Here is a 20,329-nt window from a genome sequence, read left to right on the forward strand (position 1 = left end):
ACAATCGGGCGAGCGCGACGTCCGAGGAGAGCCCAGGGAATATCTGGCCGATCGTCCAGCGAGAGAGTCGCTCGATTGCCAGGTCAGAGATCTGCGCGAGTTTGCGGTCTCGCCCCGGGCTCCCCGGTTCATCGATGGGCTTTAGCCACCACGGCTCACCATCGGTCGCGGCGTCGCCCGAGGCAGCCTCGAGCCAGGGGAAGGCATCCAACCAACAGCGAGCAGGCTTGGCAGCAACCACCAAGTCCTCCGCCAAGTCGTCATCCCCTTCGTTCATGCAGTCGTTCTATCGGTCGCGTCCGACAAATATCGCGTAGCCGCCGTGGCCAGCCTGTCGCTACCTCACGATCGCCGCTGGTGGTTGGCGGGTTTTGTATTGATAACGACCACTTTGCACCCGCGGTCGTGGCGCACTGCACCGGCTGGGGCGGTCAAGCCTGGCGCCCCAGACGCGAACGGCCCGCCCCCGCTGGAACGAGCTTGATCCTCCGGTTCACAGTCACGGCCGGGGGTGGATCTGGTCCGGGCGTGGATCTTGGTGGCGTTGCAGCGGGGCCGGGGCAGGCTTGGGCTCCTGATCGGCCGGCTCAGCCATGGATCCGGGCCACTGCACACGCTCCGCCAACTCGCGGTCGTCATGCGCGCGAATCCGAGGATCGCGGACCTCCACGAAGCCGGATGTGAACGCTCGGTAGTCATCGATCAACTGTTCGTGGACCTTGAACACATCCATGCGTTCGGCCCGGCTCCCGTTCGCTCGCGACGTGACTAGGCGCGCCAGAGATCAACGCTCCGTGACGACACTACCGGCTCCTCGTTGTCGAGAGTGGTCGATTTCGCCCGCTTCCCGCCTGGCGTGGTCAGCCACTCCCGTTCTGGCGGTATCAGGAAGTCGGTGACCTCCACGGGCAGCTTGGAGAGCTCGGAAGGAGCCTTTGGATTTGTCGTCGCTCGCGGCCCGCCCTCCATTCCACGGTTGGTCCGCATGGCGGCAGGTGGCGTCATCGATGACACGCCGGTGGGGAGGACGAGTGAGAGTCACCGCCGGGACTGATTGGTGATGTGGCCGGCCCGCGCGGCCCGTCATCGAGATCGCCACCAGCAGCTTCAGTCCGCGCTGTCAGCGCTGAAGAGGACGTAGCCGATTGGCAGCCGCGCGGCAGTCCTCGTGCTGACGTCCCTACCGATGTTCGAGCAAGGCGGCTTCGATAGCTCGTTCGTGGATCGCGCCGGTTCTGGTGATCTCAGGGTGCGGGCCGGTGCAGTCGACGATGGTGAGGTGGTGGGCAAGGGGTGAGATGCCGCCTTCGATGCAGTAGGCGACCTGCAATGCGGTGGTCTCGAGGAACCAACGCACTTCTTCGGTGGTGATCGCCGGGCCGGGGGACGCAGTGTCCGAGCTGGAAATGCTGGCCGTTGTCGCGGCGATCGGCGCTCGGGATCGGTTGGCGAGTTCGCCGAGGACGCCGGGATCGCTCGTGACAAGGGCGTGGGTTGTGCCGACGGCTCGGTGTCGTTCCCCGAGGGCACGGTCGCGCCAGGGCAGGACAAGGGCGAGGTCGCCGGGCCAGAAGGCGGTGGCAAGCTGTTGTGCCGGCGCCGACATGATGAATGGTTCGTGGGAGGCCGCAGTGGTGGGAAGGACGTACGCGAGGGGTTTCGCTGATGATCGCTGCTTGCCGGCGAAGACACGGGCGCAGGCGTCGTCATTCGATGCATCGGCGCAGATCATGTACCAGCGCCGGGTTGGGGCGATGACGAGTTCGCCGGCCTCGATGGCTTCGACGGCGAGGTCGAGGTCACCGGACGTGATCATTTTCATGGGGCCTTCCGAATTGTCTGAGCGTCGTCGATGTGGACGAGACTGGTCCCAGCGGCTCGACGTCGGAGGTTCGTGGCGAGGTCCGCGTCGACGCCGGGGACAGGCGACGCCGTGGCTCCGTGGGGGTCGTCCCAGAGGCGGTAGGCCGGGGTGGAGTCGAGGGCGTACGCAGCGGCAAGTCGGGTCAGCGGTCCGATGAGGGCCTCGGAGGCGGCAGAGGGAGCCTCACGCAGGACGAGGTCAACTGCGCTGAGGGGGGCGCTCGCCGGAGCGAGTTGGTCCAGCAGGCTGAAGCCAGCGCAGACACGCGGGTTGATTTCGTGTATGACGTAGTCATCGGCCGTGACGACGCCGTCGGTTCCAAAGGCACCGACGTATCCGGTCAGTCCGTGGAGCCGCGCTGCGAGGGTGTGTACCGTCGCTTGCGCCCGTCCGTGAGTCTCGGTTCTTAGGCGCAGTGGTCGCACGATTCCCGGCGCGTGGATCCGCCATGTCGCTGGGTCCCAGAAGACGAGCGCCTCCACAGGGCCGAAGTCGACGGTACCCGCCTCGGTGACGAACCCGTAGAACGTGCATGGGATGCCGGTGTCGAGTGTGGTGACGCGGGCTCGTTGGCAGTCTCGCCTCAGGCTGGCCAGTGCGGCGGCTCGTGTGGAGTCATCGGCGTGCGGCGGGACAAGGTACGTGTGGCTGGACGCCATGGCTACGCCGTCGTGGGGAATGCCCTGGACGACGACCGGTTCGGGTGACTCCGGCAGTCCGAACGCCAGGGGAAGGAGTCGCCCGGGTACTGGTAGGAGGTTGTGCTGGCCGTCCTTGCGTTCGATGGCCAGGCTCGCGCTCGAGCGGGCGCCAAGGATTCTGCGGCCGAGTAGGTCGCGGACGGCGGTGAACGAACCGGCGTACGCCAGTCCTGTGCCGTCCGGGTCGACGGCGTGGACGCGGGCGGCGGTGTCTTCGCTCGGGTGCTCGAGGGCGTGCTCCAGTGCGGTGAACCGTTCCCGGGTCGCCGTCGGCAGGCCCTCGAGCTCGACGATCACCGTTCGCGCTCCGGCGTCGGACAGGAAGCGGGCCATTTTCCCGCTAGAGGCGGCTGACCCGGTCAGGATGACGATCCGGTCGTCAACATATCCCGCGGCCAGGTCGACCGCCGTCTGACGCACGTCACTCAGGTAGTCGGCCGGCTCGAGGCAAGGGTTTCCGGTCATCTGGCTACCGGGAACTGGTGTTGGTGAGAGCCGGGTAGTCCAGCCACGGGTTGCGGAGCGCGTCGAGGCGGTGATCAGCGTGGTCGACGTGCGAGAGGCGGAAGTAGGCCATCACCCGGGGCGTCGGGGTGAGGTTGTGGCCGACGGCGTGAGGTACGAGGTGGTGCATGAGGAGCACGTCGCCTGGGGTGCCGAGGACCGGGGTGCCCTGCTCGGCGTCGATGTGGGGCGGGACCTGCTCGGTGACGCCTAGGCGCCATTCGCGGCGAAACCAGCTCGCCATGCGCAGGTGTCCTCCGGGGATGTATCGCAGTGCACCGCCGCCGGGGTCGGTGATCTCGGAGAGGAGGACGCCGACGAGCAGCGAGAATGTCCGCAACTCGTCTGGGTCGAGGTGTGGGCAGGCAACTCCGTCGACGTGCATGTCCTTCACCGGCTGGACCTGGGTCAGTCGGGCTTGCGGTACGCGGATTTGGATCTGGACGGTCCGTACCGGAGCGAACTCGCCAAGGAGACTTGCGGCGAGTTCGGCGGCGCCGGACTCGGTGAACAATGCCAGGAGGTCAGGGTGGCTGCCCAGCTCCGGCGCAAAGGTTCGCTGCGTGTACGCGGCCATTCGCTCCCGGTCGAGGTCGCGGTTGTACCAGTCATCGATCAACGCCGTGGCGCGCTCGACCAGGCGCGGTGGTACGAACCCGCGTTTGATGACTGCGCCGTGGGTTCGGAAGGTTGCCTGGTCCTCCGTCGTAAGGGGCATGGTGGTCCTCCGTGACTGGCGGCATCGCTACTGAGTAGTGCTACAGCCGTTCGAGGACGGCGGCGCTGGCTTCGAGGGCACTGCTGAGGATGGCTTCACCGAGGTCCGCGTTGGCCTTGCGCGCGTCGCCACCGATGATCCCGGCGGTGGCGATGGTCTTGTCTCCCGAGTTCCAAGGCCAAGTGGCGCCACGGTCGAGAATCGCGCGGCGGATGTCCTCGCGCTGCGAGGTGTCCGGTGCGTAGGTGCCCTGGAGTCGGTCGAGGTGGACGTCCTGCGGGGCGAGCGCGAGCATGACGCTGGTCTCCCGCATGCCGGCGTGAACTTCGGGTAGCTCCGAATCGACTTTCACCGTGGACAGCGAGCTTGGGTGGATGGCGCACAGTCTTACCGCGTGAGCTGCCTGGATCTCGTAGAGAGCAGCCTCGAGAATGCCGCGGTTGCCGCCGTGACCGTTGACGATGAGGATGCGCCGTGCGCGCGTGGCGCGCGTGTACTCGCCGACGATCATGTCCAGCAGGGACGTGACCAGGCCGGCGCGCAGGGAGACGGTGCCGTTCGTCCAAGCGTGTTCCAGGGACAGGCCGTAGGGCAGGGCGGGGAGGCGCCACATGTCGTGCTGATCCCCATAGCGGGCGACTAGCCGCTCGGTGAAGCCTTCAGCGATGACCGTGTCGGTGTGTAGCGGCAGGTGTGGACCGTGCTGCTCGTAGGAGCCGAATGGCAGGCACAGCACCGAGTCCGCAGTCATCCGTGCGGTCTCGGGTGCCGTGAGGGCCCCGTACTGGCGGTTCATGGCCGCCGGCCAATGCGGATGAGGAACTCATTGTCTTCGGCGTAGGTGTCGGTGTCGCTGAACTCGCTGAGGCTTTCCCGCACGGTCTGCTCGAACTGCTCCAGGCGTTCGCCGAAGAGTTGCGGTGAGGCGAAGGACGTCGAGTACAGGTAGCCGAGGATGCTGTCTGCGGTCCAGGTGCGTTGGACCGGGACGGTGACCTCCTCCACGTTACTGAACGGCGACTCTTGCATGATCTCGCTGTACGGCCGATTGTGATGGTTGAAGGTGCCACTCCCAGCCCGGCGTTCGTCGCCGAGGAAGTCCTGGATGACTGAGCGTACGGCGGCCTTCCACGGGCTGGTAGCGGCCCAGAAGCTGTTGTCACCGAAGACTGCGACAGCGCCGCCGGGCGCGACCTGGCTGTCCAGGCGCGCCAGCACCGGCGCCTGGTCCAGCCAGTGGAAGGCGCGGCAGATCGTCACGAGGTCCGCCAACCAGCCGTCCGGCGGGATGAACTCCTCCGCGGTCGACTGTTCCAGCAGCAGGGTGGTGCCGGTCGGGAGAACTACTCGCAGCGCAGCCTCCGCCGCTGCGAGCATGGCTTCGTCGTTGTCGATCGCGATCACGTCGTCGAAGCGCTCGAGGAGCGCTTCGACGACCAGTCCGGTTCCGGTGCCGACGTCGAGCAGTCGTCGGGGAGTGCCGCGTTTGGCGGCGGCATCCAGCACATCGGCGACGCTCTGTGGGATGCCGGGCCGGAATTGCCGGTAGTACCCGACGGTTCCTGTGAACAGATTCATCATCGTCTCCGTGTTCGTCGTTCGGACAGATGGTCCACGACCAGATGGCTGCCGGCGGATAGGTCGGGGGCGACCAGGACCGGACGGCTGCTGACCAGATCGGGGTTGGGAACCGGCCGCCCATGCGAGATCCAGACCGCCATCGCGCCAGCCGCGACCGCGCCCAGGACGTCGCACTCCCAGTCGTCTCCGATGTGGACCATGCCGGCCGTCGAGCCGCCGTAGGCGCGGGCCACCGCCTCGAACGCCGCGGCGTCCGGCTTGGCGTGCCCGATACGGCTCGACGGGAAATGATCACTGATCCACGGGGAAAGCATGTCGCTCAGTTGCCCGGGTCCTGCATCCAGGCACGTCACGTTGGACAGGGTGACGACCCTCGCCTGCTCGCTCAGCCTACGCACCGTAGCGACTGCACCGGGCACAAGGCGCACGGCTGCAGGCCGATGGTTTAGAGGAAACGCGCTCACAGGCAGCTCCAACGCCGCGCACACCCGCATGATCACATCCTCTGTGATCTGCGGCTGAGGGTGCAGGAGGCGCCGCACGATCAACCGGGCCACCCCCACCTCCAGAGGCGAGGCTGCTACCAGCAACGCGGAAAGTGAGGGGCCGTCCACGGTCGCCAGTGTTCCGCCGACGTCCAAGCTGACGAGGGCGCTCGTCATCGACGGGACTGCTCGGCCGATGGGAGCGCGTCGACGATGACCGCAATGCGTGCTCGGCGAATGTCGTCGGTGCTCGCCTCACCAAGGAACGTAACGGCGTAACGCAACTCTGCTGCGTCAAGAGCCGCGAGATCCCGGCCGGCCCGATCCGCAGCCTCAACGAGGTCGGCCGGCGCCGGGGCGCTCCGCCAGCCATGCGACAGGTGCAGCACGCCGGCCCAGGCCCCACCAGCCATGACTGGCGGCTCGCGGCCGACCACGCGGAGGACTGTGACGTCGTCGAAGCTCAGTATGCGAACCGTCAGGCTGGGCCCACCTTCGAGCTCGAGCCGCCCGGTGAGGAACGTATCGTGCCCTCCGAGCCGATCTCTGAGCACCAATACGACGCCGTCCGAGCTCGCAGGGCTGACGGTCCCGGTCACCGGGAGAGCGGCGGTTGTCGCGGGCATCATCGGCTCCTCGGGACGGTTCCCAAGCCAGGCGCCTCGGGGATGGTGACGGTCCCGGATACCGGCAGCCACGGCTCCCGGTAAACCCGCTGTCGTCCCGGTTCCCATTGCAGCCGGTATTCCACGGCACCGACCGCGCAGGGGAACCCGGCGGCCAGGTGCACGCCAGCGACGAATGACCGGCCGTGCGGAAACACCGGCACCCCTGCCGCGTATGCGAGTGTGGTCAGCTCGATCGCACGAGTTAGGCCCCCGCACCCGGCGACATCCAGGGTGAGTGCGCGGGGCTTCCGCGCCAGTATCGCGCTGGCATCACTGTCGACCAGGAGATCTTCGCCGACTGCCACGGGCAGCGTCGCCGGCACGTCTCGATATAACGTGAGGTCGGCCGCGGCCAATGGGTCCTCAACCCAGCGCACCGGGGTGTCGAGGTGGTTCGCGAAGTGGATGGCCAGGGGCAGATCCCAGGTGAAGACCGCATCGAAGGCGAGAACCCGACCGGTCGCCGCCGTCGCTGCCGCTACGAGCGCGCACAGCCGCGCGGACTCAACGACGGGGTCCACGGTCCTCCCGCGGCGCAGCCCCCACTTGGTGAACAGCCATCCCTGACGCGCGGCCTGGGAGACCGAATCGAGGGCGCCGTCACTGCAGAGGTCGAGACTCAGCCATGAGGCGTAGAGATGCACGGACCGTAGGCGCGATGGCGATTCCACCCGGTCGGCCACAAGGTCCGCGACGGGGCGGCCAGCGAATTGTCCACGCAGGTCCCAGGCCGCACAGTCGATGGCACCGACTGCCCACGACGCAACGGCCGTCGGCCGCCCCCGGGCCGCTCGCTGCAGAACGGTGTGCAACGCCACGTCGTCCATAACCGGTTCGCCGGACACGACGTCCAGAAACGTCTGGCTGTATCGGGCCACGTCGTCGCCGACCGGGCCGTACCAGCCGGTATATCCCTGGCTGTGTAGCGCGACAAAGGCCGTATCGTCACCGGCTCGTGCCGGCGTCCCGGCGTTCACGACCTCGATCGTGTCAATAGTGGCGGCGATCATGCCCTTACCTGTCTCCGGGACAGGAGGGTGGCCGCCGCCCGCGTGATTCCATGAACGTCGAGCCCTGCGTATGCGGCCAGTTCGCTGTGCGGCATGGGGTAGGGCGGTTCCCGCCAGCCGAGGACCTCGCAGGGGCGCTCAAGCCGACCGCCGAGCAGCCCCCAGATCGCAGCTGGGTGGCCAAGGGTGACCACTAGGACGGCGCCGCGCGCGCCAACGAGGTGATCGAGCCGAAGGCCGCGCAACGCGGTCAGTTCATGGACGTTGACGACCCGTAAGCGGCAGTGGTGGCGATCGCGGATGACCGGCACTGCCTGCCGGATGATCTCTGCGGGCAGGTCTCCGCCACATATCAGCGACAGGTCCGGCTCGCCTTCGTCGCTGAGGTGAGGCCAGACGGCCACTCCCTGGGCGCGCTCTTCGTCGAGGGTGTCACCGGGATGATGCGTGGTCGTGTGCTTGCCGGCGACGACAATGTTGAGTCGTCCGGTGGACCGTAGCGCCTCGTCGAGTGCGAGAGCTGAGCGGCGAGGGTCTGCCGGCGTGAACACCCGCACCGCTGGATCGCCGTTTGCCAGCAGAGCCGTGACGAGCGACGGGTCGCCATGGGTATAGGCGTTCTGCCAGCCGTAGGAGGTTAGGAGCAGGTTGAGACTCGGAAACTCGGAGGTCAGAAGGCGCCGCTGCTTGAGCTGCGCCATCAGGTACGTCAGGAACAGCGGCGCGAACGCCTCGTAGGAGATCAGCACTCCGCGGCGGCCACTGGCGGTCCAGCCCGCCAGCCATCCCAGAAGCACCTCCTCCGCGAGCGCTTCGAGGACCCACGGTTCCTCCGCCGCCGCGGACAACCGGTTGGACGCCAGCTCGTCCGGGCTAAACACGCGGAAGTCGCCAGCGGCAGCGTGCCTGAGCAGCACCGTCCCGATCGCGGCCGAGAACGAAGGCTCTTCATCCGGGCCACGATCGGCCGTCGCGACCACAGCAGCACGGCGGTGCCCGTTGGCGTCCCGGGTGGGCAGGTCACCGAGCCGGATTGACTCCAGCGCGTCGGCGAGCGCTCCCCAAGGCCGTCCCTGCTCGTCAAGCAGCTCTGCCGGACGGTAACTCGACAGCCAGCGCAGCAGGCTCTCTCGCTGCGTGGGGTTCTCCCTGGCGTTCGTGAGCGGTGTCTTGTGCGCCGGGGTCGGCCCTGACCACCCCTTCACGCAGCGCAGGAAGACCATCGGCCGTCCCCCGTCCCGGACGCGGTCGAGGCAGTCGACCAGGAGGCGATGGAAGGCCATGTGCTTGGCCATGCTGCCCGTGCCGACGTGGCTGATCACCGGCTCCCAGCCGAACCCGGCTCCGTACGCTCGCAGTTCGTGGTCCGACATGGCGCCCAACAGCGATGGGCCGCCCATTCGTTGTCCGTTGACGTGCACGATCGGAAGCACCTGGGAGGTCGGTAGTGCTCGGTGTGCCAACCAGGCGGCGGCCGTCGTCGGCGTCTCACATTCTCCGTCACCGAGGACGGGGATGACCACCCGACGGGGGGCGTCCAGGCCGATGCCCTGCGCGTAGGCCAGGCTCCCGCCAACCCAGCCACCGAGGTAGGCGCCCGCTGGCAGTGACGGATGCACCTCCGAGCCGAGACCGTCCACGTGCGGGAAGGCGGCGACTAGCGCCGTCAACCCAGTTGCGTCCGTCGTGAACCGCGGGCGGACCTGCGCTAGGTCTCCGGTCAGCCAGGCCAGTGCGAGCTGAGCCACGCCCGCGTGCCCGGCGCCGAGCACAGGCAACAAGTCGAGGTCGTCACGGCATCCAGCCAACAGTCCAATGTGGGCCAGCGCCCACGCCGTGCCCGGCACGGTTCCCCAGTGGCCAGACGGGCGCAAGGACACGTCCCGCGCCTCCAGCGGGCGCAGCAGCAGCGGGTTGCTGTCTAGGTGCAGCTGGGCGACAGAAACGAAGGTGACAGCGCGCCATAGTGCCTCGGCACGACTCGACAGATCACTCCTCGGCTTCGTCATCCGGCGTCCACCAGGCGCTCACCGGCGAACGTGAAGTACCACAGCGGGCGGTAGCACTCCCACGCCGCCGGTCGCGTCTTTAAGGGTGCCATGATCTCCTCGATCTCCCGCCGCGCTCGCAGGCAGAACTCCAGCGGGTCCGACGTCGGTGTCCGCAGCCCATCCATGATCGAGTTGTGCGCCTGGTAAACCTGAAAATTGGGAAACTCGCTCACGTGCGGGGCGAGGGCCGCTACGCCTGTCCTCACGTCGTCCAGTGGGTCGAGGCCGACGATGTATGTGAAGGAAGTGTCGAGCCCGGCGCCGCGTGCCCGTCGCAGGAGGTCCGGCATCTCGTCCGACCCAACTCGTGCCTTGCTCGCCTTGAGCAGTAGGTCTCGCCGAGTGAAGCACTCGGCCGTCAGGCGCAGAACGAACGGCGCGACATCCTCGGCGAGCATGGCGAACGCAGCGTCGGACCGCACGACCGACGTGAGGAAGCCGATCCGCGCGGCGACGCCCCTGCCGGTGAGCGCGCTGCGCAACCCGATCAGGTGCCCGATCGCGGCGTCCTCGCGCTCGAAGCACCCGGTGGACACTGTCACCTCGCGCAATTCGCCGAGGTCACGGCGTGGGTGCTGCTCAACCATCGCCGCGAGCAGTTCGTTCAGTTCCCGCTCTTCCGACAACCGCGGATCGGCCGCTGCCTCCAGAGTGTTCGGGCAGAACGCACAACCTACGCACCGACTCCGAGCGTTGGGGTTCAGAGTTGCGGCCTGGCCGTCGTTACGAAGGTACCCGCCCACAGCCTCGTCGGCGTCTATCCGGTGTACTACACCAACGACGTCCTCCCCGAGCCGTAGTTCGTCGCCGGCCAGCTTGAACGGTGACATGGAAGAATTAAGTGGGACGATGATCATCCATGGCACGGCCGGTTCGCTGGTTAGCCGGACGGTCACCCGCGCTCGGTGCCGGTTCAAGGGCGAGGCGATCCCGCAGAGGTTGAGCGCGATCAGGACCGCATCCTCCACGGGCACGTCATAGCGATTCGCGAGCCGTGCAACCCCATCAAGCCGCAGATGCGTTGAGCGAGACTCGGCTGGCATGTCACCCCCGATGCGTAGTCGGCTGGTCGCTACAAGTAAGCGACACTTGGTTGAGCGGTTCAAGCCTTTTGCGTGCTGTGGCGAATACCTTCGGGCAATCTCGCACCTGATCCGTAGCCGGTGAGCGGCGACGGCGTGCTGCCGCGCGACGGAGCCGCAGGGCCGATCCGCCAGGTCGGCGGGTTTCATCAGAGACTAGGAGTAATCAGGCCATCACGGGTCGGACATGACGTCCTACTTGGTCCTGATTCGTTCGCGCGCCGTAGCCTGGTGCTGTGAACGTCCGCCGTGACCGGCCGGAGGGATGGTGGAGGCCCGTGGCAGCGCCTGGTCCGATCGGTGAGCGGGTCCGCCGCCTGCGCCAGGAGAGGCACCCGCGCATGACGCAGCGCGAACTGGCCGAGCGGGCGCAGGTCAGCGTCGACCTCATCTCCAAGCTCGAACAGGGCGTCAAGCAGACAGCTCTGCTTGTCACCCTGCACCGGATCGCTCGCGCGCTGGACGTCGGCGTGTCCGACCTGCTCGACGAGCCATCGCGTGTGGATGGCGAAGCAGTCGGCCATGACGTCGGTCTGGTCGCCATCCGGCGGGCTCTGCTCGCACGCTCACGCCGCTTCGAGGCAGCCGACGCCGCTCCCGAGGTCGGCGAGCTCGAACGGTCGGCCAGGTTCGCGTGGGGCGCCTACTGGGCCGGCCGTTACGACACGCTTGGCACCACGCTGCCTACGCTCATCGACGGCTGCCGCGCCGCGGACGGGGTCGACCATTCAGCGGCGACCGCCGCCCTACTTGCCGAGACGTACGCCATCGTCGCCTCCACCCTGGTCCACCTCGGACAGCTCGACCTCGCCTACCTGGCGATGGACCGTGCTCTAACCGCGAGCGACCAGGAGGGCGACGAACTCCATCAGGTCGCGTTGACCGGATGGATGTCCTGGATCCTGCTGCACCACACCGGCACCCTCGACCAGGCCCACATCCTCGCCGCCGACGCTGCAGACAGAATCCGCACCTACCTGAACGGAGACGACCCCAAGGCCATTTCGGTGTTTGGCAGCCTGTCGCTCTCCGCGGCCACCGCCGCGGCCCGCGACGAGGACCCGTCCGCCGCCGACGAGCACCTGGCGCAAGCCAGGCGGGCCGCCGACCGGCTGAGCGGGCTGGGTCAGCCGGTCCGCCGGGACTACGAGAGCACCTTCAGCCTGCCGCAGGTCATCATGCAGTCGGTCGACATCGCCGTGGTCACTGACCGCCCCGGCCACGCCCTCGACCTCGCTCGCGACATGCCCGCCGACGCTGACCTCCCCTTGGCCGCCCGGGCCAGGCACCTGGCCGACCGCGCCTACGCCCTCACCGCCCTGGGTCAGGACGAGGCCGCTGTCGACGTTCTGCTCACGATCGAGCGCATGGCACCGCACTGGCTGCGCTTCCAGGTCTATCCGCAAACGACGATCCGCGAACTGATCGAACGTGAACGCCGCGCCCGCACCCCCAGACTGCGTGGGCTGGCCCAACGCATCGGCATCGTTGCCTGATGCCGGCCTGCCGACAAGGTCAGAAGACACTGGACGACGGCTTGCGGCAACGGGCGAAGACAGGCTCGCCCCAGCCGGACCAGCCTGATTTCCAGTTCTGAAAAATCCTCGTCGTGAGGTCCGGTGTCTTGGCCGTGACGGTGGACCACGTTGGACCGTTCAGAACCGCAGGCGGTCGACGGTGATGCCGATCTGGGCATGTTGCTCAACTTCCGGCGCAGGGTCCTGGCGGTGAGGTCTCGCGTTGCGGGAGGGCTCGGGTGGATCCGAGCAGTGTCAGGAATGAACCGCCCTGGGTCTCCCGGCGTCGCTCAGCGCGACCGGAGCCCGTGATCGATTGCAGCGGCCAGCGTGCCCCCGCCCGGCCGCCGTCCACGATCCGGCGCAGGGCTCCGGACATCGGGCGGCCCGGAACACGCCGCCTTGGCAGGCCGCCCGGGCGGCGGCGGTGTCGGGTAGCTCTGTGGCCAGTAGCTGCCGGAGGCCGGAGGACGGGTCCTTCACCATCGAGGTGAGGCTCAAATGTCGGACCGTTAACACCGCCACCGACAGTCTGTGACAGAACAATCTCGGCGCGTGACTCGTTGGTGGCCTTTGGCCGCGACGGTTGGCGGCGCAGAGGCCCAGGGGTCAGAGCCGCGGCCGTGTGTGGATCTGGTCCGGGCGCGGGTCGGGTGGGCGTTGTAGCGGCGTCGGCTTCGATCTGGACTGCTGATCGACATGGGCCGGTGCGGGCTGGGGTGCGGTGGTGGTTCGGTGTCGCCAGACCGGGTCGTTCGGGCGCCGGGTCGGAATTTGCGGTCGGCGTCCGGTCCGTGACCGGGCCGTGGTCTCCGGGTAGGTGGGCTGGTCTGCGGGCGTGGCGAGGTGGCCGCGTTCTGTGAGGGCGGCGCGTAGTTGTGGGGCGTAGGCGGGTTGGGTGGCGGCGGTGTCGGTGTCGAGGTCGGTCGTGTTCGCGGGGCCGTACCAGAGGGAGCCGAGGCGGGTGACCATCCCGGCGGCGACCGCGGTGCGTTCGTGTCGGGGCAGGGCACGGTAGGTGTCGATCGCGATCTGGTGCGCCGCCGCCTCACGCTGCACGACGGCGTGCCGGTCGGCTGTGGACCTGTCGTTTGTGGACCTGGCGTCCGGGGTGGCGGCGGTCGTGCGGGAGTCGGCGTTCGGGCTGCTTGGGCGGTCCGGGGGCGGTGTTTGCTGCTCCTGTGTCGGGTGGGTGAGTCGGTGGGCGGTGACGATGGCGGTCGCGGCGTGCCAGTAGGCGCGGTGGCCGGGTTCGCCGGGGTGGACGTAGGGGCCGAGGGGGTGAGCGGGGTCGTCGTCGGTGACGGCGTGGTGCTCGCGGTAGGCGGCCACGATCGCGACCTGGTCCCGCCAGGCTCCTGCGGCGTCCGCGTCGGCGTCGGCGGGTGGCCTGCCGAGGGGCCGCGCCCATGCCGGGTTGTCGGCGATGGCCCGGTCGGCCAGGTGCCGGACACGGGTGGCGATCTGCTCGGCGCCGGCGGTGAGGTAGTCGTCGCCGGGGACCGGGGGCGGCATCCACGGCAGCGCCGGGCTGGTCCTTCGGCGGGCGGAGTCGTCCCCGATCTGCCGACGGACGTGGTGCAGCAGGTCGGCCAGGGTCGGGTTCGCCCGAGCCTCGTCCTGGTTATCGAACGTCGTTGACTCGTTGAGCAGGGCGGCGGGGTCGTGGCCGGTGTTCTCGTGGGCGGCGAGGTTCCAGGCCAGGGTGCGCCAGGTGTCCACCGGGTCCGATCCGAAGGTGCCGCCGGCGGGGTGCGTGGTGAGGTGGTGGGCGATTCGGGTAGCGAGCGTTTCGGCGGCGTGGGTGCTGGTGTGCAGGTCGCGGCGGTTGCCGTAGCGGCGGATCAGGTCGGCGGGGTCGTGCCCGGCCTGGTCGGCACGGTGCAGCGTTGCCTGGAGGGCGGGCCAGGCGGACTCACTGATGACGCGGTTGGCGATCCGGGAGCCGAGGACCTGCCCGATCGCCGCACCGTAGGCGTGCCGGCTGGTCTCGACGGTTCGTAACCCCGTCCCAGTGGGTCCGGCCTGGGCGCTCGCCGTGTCGGCGCCGAACGTGAGGGCGGCTGGCCGCTCCAGCGCGGTCCGCGGGTCGAGTCGCACGGCTTGGCCGCTGCCGCGGTCGGGTTCAAGGCCGAGGGTGGCGGCGGTGAGGGCGGCGTAGCGGGTGGCCTGCTCGAGGGTGGGGCGGGCCAGTGGAAGGGGCGGCGGCTGGTCTTCGGCCGCGTTGAATACCGCGGTGACGGCGAGCGCGAGCTCGCCGGCCGGACCGTGGCCGCCTCGTGCCTCGCCGGTTGTCTGGCTCGCGGAGTGCGGTCCGCCGGGCTGGCGGTCGGTGCGCCGGTCGGTGTGCTGGTGTCTTGCGCCGGCGGCGAGGAGCTGGTCGGCGGGCCATCCGGCCGCCTGGGCGCCGCGCAGGGCCTGGACGAGTTCGGCCCAGCCGTCGGCGTCGTCCAGGAGTTGAGCGGCGTGCTGGTCGCCGAGCAGGTCGACGGCGAGGTGCCGCCAGGCGGCGGATTGGGTGTGGTGGTGGGCGTGCAGGTAGCGGGGGGCGAGGGTGGCGAGGGATTCGGCGGTGGTGAGCTGGTCGCGGATGGTTTCGGTGGCGGAACGTTCGGCGCCTTCACGCTCGAGGATCTGGTGCAGGACGGCGAGCGCGGCGCGGTTGTCGGGGTCGCGGCGAGCGGCGTCGAGGCGTTCGTCCTCGTCCAGGGGCAGCACGTCGTGGGTGGCGACGTACAGGGTGGTGCGGTGACGGGCGCGGGTGACGGCAACGTAGAGGTGTTCGCGGGTCATCGCGTCGGTGATCAGGGGGTGGGCGGTGTCGACGGTGCCGCCCTGGACGCGGTGCACGGTGCTCGCGTACAGCAGCTCTACCGCCGTTGCGACGTAGTGGGCCGGTAGCCGTAGCCGGCCGGTGTGCCCGAGGTGGCGCACGGTGAGGGAGCCCTCTTGGTGGCGGGCCTCGACGAGCCAGGGGTCGCCGTTGCGGACCCAGTCCCGGCCACCACGCCCGAGCCGGCTGTCCCGGCTGTGTTGACTGTGGATGGTCAGGGCACGGTTGTTGGTGCGGGTGACGATCCAGTCTCCGACCCCGGCGGAGTTCCCATCGCGCAGCGGGACGCCGCCAGGTTCGACCTGTCCGGCGGTGACGCGGTCAGCGCGGGCCCTGGCCGAGAGTGCCGTGACGGTGGCGTTGGTGGCGGCGGGCATGAACGTGGTCCTGCCGGCGCGCATGTCAGCCAGCCACCCGTTGTAGGCGGCTTCGGTCATGGCGGAAGTGGACCCGCCGACGATCCGGCCGCCGCTGGTGTAGAAGTCCAAGCCGGCGTTGTCCCCAACCCGGATCCGGAGGGTGGCCGCGGCCTCGGCGGGGTCACGGAAACGGTGCACTGTGCTCAGCTCGACGGCACCGACGTCGGTCGCGATCAACCTGAGTGCGCCGCCGGACTCGACCGCGGCCAGCTGCCGGTAGTCGCCCAGGAGCCGGACGGTCGCGCCGTGCCGGGCGGCGAGCTGGACGAGCCGGTCCAGGTTCGGGGTTCCGGCCATCCCCGCCTCGTCGACCAGGACCACATCCCCGGCCGAGATGGCGAACTGCCGCACCGACCGCGGGAGCCGGTCGGCCTTCACGCCGGCGGCGAGGCGGTCGGCGTGGCGGCCGGTGAAGTGCTCGTGGAGGAACTTGTGCAGGTTTTCCGCCGGCACCCCGAGCTCGGACGCCAGGACGGCGGCGGCCGCGGCCGAGGTGGCCAGCGGCATCAGCCGCCGTCCCGGCCGCCCCGAGGCCATGGTGCTGGCGGTGACGTGCAGGTAGGCCCGCATCGCGGTGGTCTTGCCGGTCCCGGCCGCCCCGAGCCCGACCACCAGCAGCCGCGGGTCGGTAGCGAACGCGGTGACAAGGTCACGTTGCCCGTCGTCCAACCGGGTGCCGGTCCCGGCCTCGAACCGGGCCAGCGCCGCGGCCACGGCTGTCGCCGACGGCACCCCTCCCGGCGGGGCGGGGCCGGTGGAGCGGGCGGCTGCCAGGAGCCGGTGTTCGGCGTCCAGGACGGCCTGGCTGGTGTAGCGGGTAGCGGCGTGCGCGGTGAACACGCTGTCCCCGTCGAGGCGGCGGAGGGTGGCCGGTTCGTTCACCAGGGCGGGGGCGGCCAGGGGGATGCTGAATCCCGGGGACATCGCTCGGGCGACCACCACGGCGACAGCTTTGGCCGTCCACGACCGGCCCCGCAGGGTCGGGCCGTGGCTCGTGTCCCGACTGTCGGTCCGGGTGACGGTTTCGTCGTCAAGGGCGCTGGTGGGGAGGGTGAGGCGGGCGGCGACGGTCGGATCACGCAGGAGGCGTTCGGCTTCTGCGTGCAGGTTCCACACCGTCCAGGTCGAGCGCTTCTGCGCCACCACACGCACGACGTCGCCCGCCAAGTCGTCCACGCTCACCAACCCCGGCCCCGACGGCGACCGGTCGATCTGCTGGCGCCGGGTGGGACGCGCGCTCTGCCCGTGCCGCGCCGCGCGCCTGGCCGCGGGGTCGTGCGTTCGGGTGTCTGGCACGCCGGAGACGAGGCGGGTCAGGAGGGTGAAGGCGTCAGGTCCGTGGCGTTCGGTGAACTCGGTCCGCCAGGTGCGCAGCTTGGCGGCCAGGGACCCCGGTGCCTTCTTACCTTGGCGGGTTTCGAGGTTGGCTTGGCGAGCGAGCCGGTACGCGACCGCGGGAGAGGGGTCGCGGCCGTGGCGGCGGCGGTGCTCGGACAGCAGCTCCTCGTAGCGGGGGACGATCGCCGCGCGGCGGCGCGAAGCCTCGTCGATCCAGTCCTGGGCGATGCCGTCGAGCTCCCACACCGGTTCCTTCCCGCGGCCCATCTCCCGGCGGACGAACGCGACGCCGAGAGTGGCGGTGAGCATGGTCTGCAGGGTGGTGTTGTAGTGCTCGGAGGCGGCGACGGTCATCGCGTACAGGGGACGGGCGTCCAGGGCCCGCCAGATCCCGTCAATGCCCTGGATCTTGTTGGAGATGACGAGGTGGGTGTGCAGGTTGGGGTCGCCGTCGCGGGAGTCGTAGTGGTCGAACGCGACCGCGACCAGACCGCGGGTGTTGATCTGCGCGATCCCGGCCTTCCCGGTCCGGGTGAACGCGGCGTGCTCCTCCAGCATCGCCACGGTGGAGGCGACGGCGTCCTCATGCGCGCGGCGAACCGCGGCCCGCACGCCCGGGTCCGGGTGCAGCCCCCACAGCAGCGACACCGACTTCACCGGGGTGAACACCAGGTCGTACCCAGCCACGGCGTGCCGCTGCCGTCGCGACTCCCGGGAGCGGACCCGGGCGATCTCGGCGGGCGTCGCCGCCCGCCCGGTCGCCTCCTCCAGCGCGGCGAGCTGGTCCCGGACACGGTCCTCGAACGGCGCCAGCGCCGCGAACACCGGGAACGGCGCTCCCAGCGTCGCCGCCCGCGCGGCGTCGGCGTTCACCTTCGCCAGCTCCCGATCGGTCAGCCCGGCACGCACATGCGTCCGCTGATACTCGGCGATGATCGCGTCGGCGTTCGGGTGCATCCCCTCCCCGAACAGCGCCCGCATCTGCGCCTCACTCACCGGGCCGAGAGGGTCGAACGGGCCGTCGGCGGCTCTGCCGATGAGGGCGAGCGCCGCGAGTCCGCGGCCGAGCCAGCGGCCGGGCGGGTTGCCCTCGGCCGTGTAGTAGCCGGCCGCGTCCCGCCTCATGACCTGGTCCACTGCGGGTTCCGGCGCCGGGTCCGCTGTCGGGTCCATCAAGGGGGCACCGTCGCCGTGGGCGATGTGCCGGGTCAGGTACGTGTACCCGTCCCCGGCGGACAACTTGTGGATGCTCATGACCACCGCTGAACCACCTCCGCCCACGTCGCCAACGTCGCCCACGACGTCCAGTGCGAGTGCGCCATCTGGGGTGCGGCCTGCCCGCTGCCGGGGCGAGCGCGAGTCCAGGTGGAGAGGGGTTGGTGCGGGTGGGGCGTGTCCCGCGCGCTACGCGGACAGGCCATCGGCCTGGCCGACGGAGTCGGCCGCGTGGGGGCCGCGGAGGCTCGGAGTCCACAGCGGCCCGCAGGGCCGCCGCGAAGCGGCGCGCAGCGCTGTTGACGCCGAGAGGCGGCCCCCACAGCGTGCGCGGGACACCACCCACCCGGCGCGGGCGGACACCCGGACACGGGCAGCCAACATGGCCAGTGAAGGGTAATTGAACCGCAGCGGATTCCGGCGGACTCCGGCGAATGGAAGCACCCGAGAATGACCGCGCACGGCATCGCGCACCTCCATTCTAGGGGCATTTCAGAGATTGACTCTCGCCCGCTTTACCTTCGGGTGCAAGAGGTGTCTTGATTCTCAATCTGTGATGCGCTTCTCTCGGGCTTCGTGGATAGCCGGTTCGGCGTTCGTGCTGGTCAAGTGGTGGTCTTGTGCGGATAGAGGTGGGTATTGCTGTGGCGGTGGGACGGTTTCGTGGGTGGATGATGGGTGAGATTGAGTGTGACGAGCTGCGCTGGAACGTGAATTGCTGTGAGGGCGGTGCTTAATTGCCGTCGCGGCGTGCGGGTTTTAGCGTTCGATGGCATGACGACACGACGATCCGGTCCGCCGATGGCGGGTCATCGAGCTCAGGCGATCCGGCGAGCTCGGGAGGCGAGGCAGGCCCGCGACGCCCGGGTCCGGCAGCGGGAGGCCGAGGTCCAGGCGACGTTGGTCGACTACTACGAGGCCACGAGCCGGGCCGAGGCGATCCTGGCGTGGGCGCAAGAAGAGGCCGCGCGGGTGTTGGCCGAGGGGCAGGCGCAAGCGGCCGGCCCGCACGCCGAGGGTGTGCGCGCGCTGGACCGCCTGAAGGAGTTGGGCGAGACCCGTGCCGGGATCAGCGAGTTGACGGGACTGACCGGCCCCCAGGTCCGTGATGCGGTGCGTCAGCCGGTGCCGCAGCAACCAGTGCCACCCCAACCAGCGCCGCAGCAAAGGCCATGGCGCAAACCGTCGCCGGATGGCGTCGGGACCGTGGAGGCGGCAGGTGCCGGTGCGGACCCCGTCGCGAGCGACGAAGCGGCATCGGGACACCGGCCCGATGAGATGGCCGTTGGATCGGCACGGAGTGCTGCTGCAGCGAGCGGCGGAAATGGCGCGAACGGTGAGAACGCCGAGAACGCGGAAGCGGGGTCCGGGGACCGTCCCGGCGGGACGGTCCCCGGACCCCTCGATGAGCCGGTGGCGGGTGGTTCAGGTGTGGATGGACCAGGCGGCGTGCGTGGGGCCGTGGCTGGACTCGTGCAGGATGAGCGCGCCGTGGTAGCCGCTGGTGTAGCGGAAGAACAGGGACGTCGGCCCGTCGGGGGCGATGGTGACGTCTCCGTCGTGGGCGGTGGTGGCGAACAGGCCGTAGCCCAGTGACCGCAGCAGGCTCCACGTCTGGGCGATGACGAGTTGCCGGTGCGCGGCGAGCTGCCGGTAGTCCCGGGCGCTGGATTCGGCGGGCATGCTGGTCTCGATGCGGGCCAGGAACGACCGTAGGACGTCCAAGGAGCCCTCGGCCATCGTGACGGTGTACTGCGGCGAGTGACTGGCGTCGGTGTGGCTGGGCGCGGGGGCGGCGAGCCAGGCGGTGAGGTAGCAGTACCCGGCGGAGGCGTTGGTGTTCGCGTGCACGACGACCTCGTCATCGAGGTGCAGGACGACGTCGTCGGCGCGGCGGGTGAGCATCAGCCCGTCACGCAGCAGGCCGGAGACGATGTTCAGCATGTCGCGCAGCGGGATCCGCTCCTGGAGCAGGTCGTGAAGCCGGGCGGTGTGCGGCCCGCCGTCGTCGCCGTGGCGGTCCTCCGGCAGGTCGACGTGGCCGTCCTGGGTGACGATGACGCGGCCACCCCAGACCGCGAGCGCGGAATCGGGGACGACACGGTTCAGGGCGAAGCGAGCAGAGACAGGCATGGCAGGTTCTCCTTCACGAACAGGTCAGGCACGAGCGGGTCCCAGGACGAGCGGGTCGGGGTGAGGGTTGGGCCGGGGTGCGGGCCGGCTCCCCGGGGAAGTGGGAGCCGGCCCGCGGCCTCAGCACCGGACGAAGGCCCGGCGGCCCTGTCAGCCGGCGTTGGCGGTGCTGCGGCCGGCGCGGCTGCTGCGCGCCCGGCGTGCCGTGGC

Annotated in this window: 14 protein-coding genes; 1 reads left to right on the forward strand and 13 read right to left on the reverse strand. The window is 69.5% G+C overall.

From position 1 onward, the window contains the following. From AC08OU_RS10565 to AC08OU_RS10615, 11 genes are all read right to left on the reverse strand, one after another. A partial coding sequence (locus tag AC08OU_RS10565; RefSeq protein ID WP_476604791.1) for a hypothetical protein occupies positions 1-277 on the reverse strand: 277 nt, incomplete at its 3' end. Positions 278-1,180: 903 nt separating this feature from the next. Next, complete coding sequence (locus tag AC08OU_RS10570) at positions 1,181-1,822, reverse strand: L-threonylcarbamoyladenylate synthase (protein ID WP_476604792.1); 642 nt, start codon at positions 1,820-1,822, stop codon at positions 1,181-1,183. Beyond that, the gene (locus tag AC08OU_RS10575; protein WP_476604793.1) at positions 1,819-3,030 is read right to left on the reverse strand and encodes a hypothetical protein; all 1,212 of its coding nucleotides are present in this window, start codon (positions 3,028-3,030) and stop codon (positions 1,819-1,821) included. Before AC08OU_RS10575 ends, AC08OU_RS10570 begins: the two co-directional genes overlap by 4 nt. Before the next feature lie 4 nt (positions 3,031-3,034). Then, complete coding sequence (locus tag AC08OU_RS10580) at positions 3,035-3,787, reverse strand: phytanoyl-CoA dioxygenase family protein (RefSeq protein WP_476604794.1); 753 nt, start codon at positions 3,785-3,787, stop codon at positions 3,035-3,037. A 40-nt stretch (positions 3,788-3,827) separates the two neighbouring features. Further along, positions 3,828-4,583: a creatininase family protein gene (locus AC08OU_RS10585; protein ID WP_476604795.1), complete on the reverse strand. Its 756-nt coding sequence runs from the start codon at positions 4,581-4,583 to the stop codon at positions 3,828-3,830. Continuing rightward, on the reverse strand, positions 4,580-5,365 hold the full coding sequence (locus tag AC08OU_RS10590; protein WP_476604796.1) for a class I SAM-dependent methyltransferase: 786 nt from the start codon (positions 5,363-5,365) through the stop codon (positions 4,580-4,582). Before AC08OU_RS10590 ends, AC08OU_RS10585 begins: the two co-directional genes overlap by 4 nt. Continuing rightward, entirely contained in the window at positions 5,365-6,030 is a 666-nt protein-coding gene (locus AC08OU_RS10595) for an HAD hydrolase-like protein (RefSeq protein ID WP_476604797.1), read from the reverse strand. Before AC08OU_RS10595 ends, AC08OU_RS10590 begins: the two co-directional genes overlap by 1 nt. Next, complete coding sequence (locus AC08OU_RS10600) at positions 6,027-6,479, reverse strand: hypothetical protein (protein ID WP_476604798.1); 453 nt, start codon at positions 6,477-6,479, stop codon at positions 6,027-6,029. The genes AC08OU_RS10595 and AC08OU_RS10600 overlap by 4 nt, the downstream gene beginning before the upstream one ends. Then, positions 6,479-7,531: an enolase C-terminal domain-like protein gene (locus AC08OU_RS10605; RefSeq protein WP_476604799.1), complete on the reverse strand. Its 1,053-nt coding sequence runs from the start codon at positions 7,529-7,531 to the stop codon at positions 6,479-6,481. The genes AC08OU_RS10600 and AC08OU_RS10605 overlap by 1 nt, the downstream gene beginning before the upstream one ends. Then, entirely contained in the window at positions 7,528-9,540 is a 2,013-nt protein-coding gene (locus AC08OU_RS10610; RefSeq protein ID WP_476604800.1) for a phosphoketolase family protein, read from the reverse strand. Before AC08OU_RS10610 ends, AC08OU_RS10605 begins: the two co-directional genes overlap by 4 nt. Beyond that, a complete protein-coding gene (locus AC08OU_RS10615; RefSeq protein ID WP_476604801.1) occupies positions 9,537-10,550 on the reverse strand; it encodes a hypothetical protein in 1,014 nt (337 codons plus the stop codon). The genes AC08OU_RS10610 and AC08OU_RS10615 overlap by 4 nt, the downstream gene beginning before the upstream one ends. A 392-nt stretch (positions 10,551-10,942) precedes the next feature. Here AC08OU_RS10615 and AC08OU_RS10620 point away from each other — a divergent pair, with 392 nt between their 5' ends. Further along, entirely contained in the window at positions 10,943-12,160 is a 1,218-nt protein-coding gene (locus AC08OU_RS10620) for a helix-turn-helix domain-containing protein (protein ID WP_476604802.1), read from the forward strand. A gap of 630 nt (positions 12,161-12,790) precedes the next feature. Here the strand turns inward: AC08OU_RS10620 and mobF are convergent. Next, positions 12,791-18,025 (reverse strand): MobF family relaxase, encoded by a 5,235-nt coding sequence (mobF, locus tag AC08OU_RS10625; protein ID WP_476604803.1) that lies wholly within the window; start codon positions 18,023-18,025, stop codon positions 12,791-12,793. Between the two features lie 1,386 nt (positions 18,026-19,411). Then, positions 19,412-20,119, reverse strand: coding sequence for a hypothetical protein (locus tag AC08OU_RS10630; RefSeq protein WP_476604804.1), 708 nt, complete (start codon positions 20,117-20,119; stop codon positions 19,412-19,414). Between the last annotated feature and the right edge of the window lie 210 nt (positions 20,120-20,329).

The sequence above is a fragment of the Frankia sp. CcMO1 genome, assembly GCF_977945845.1.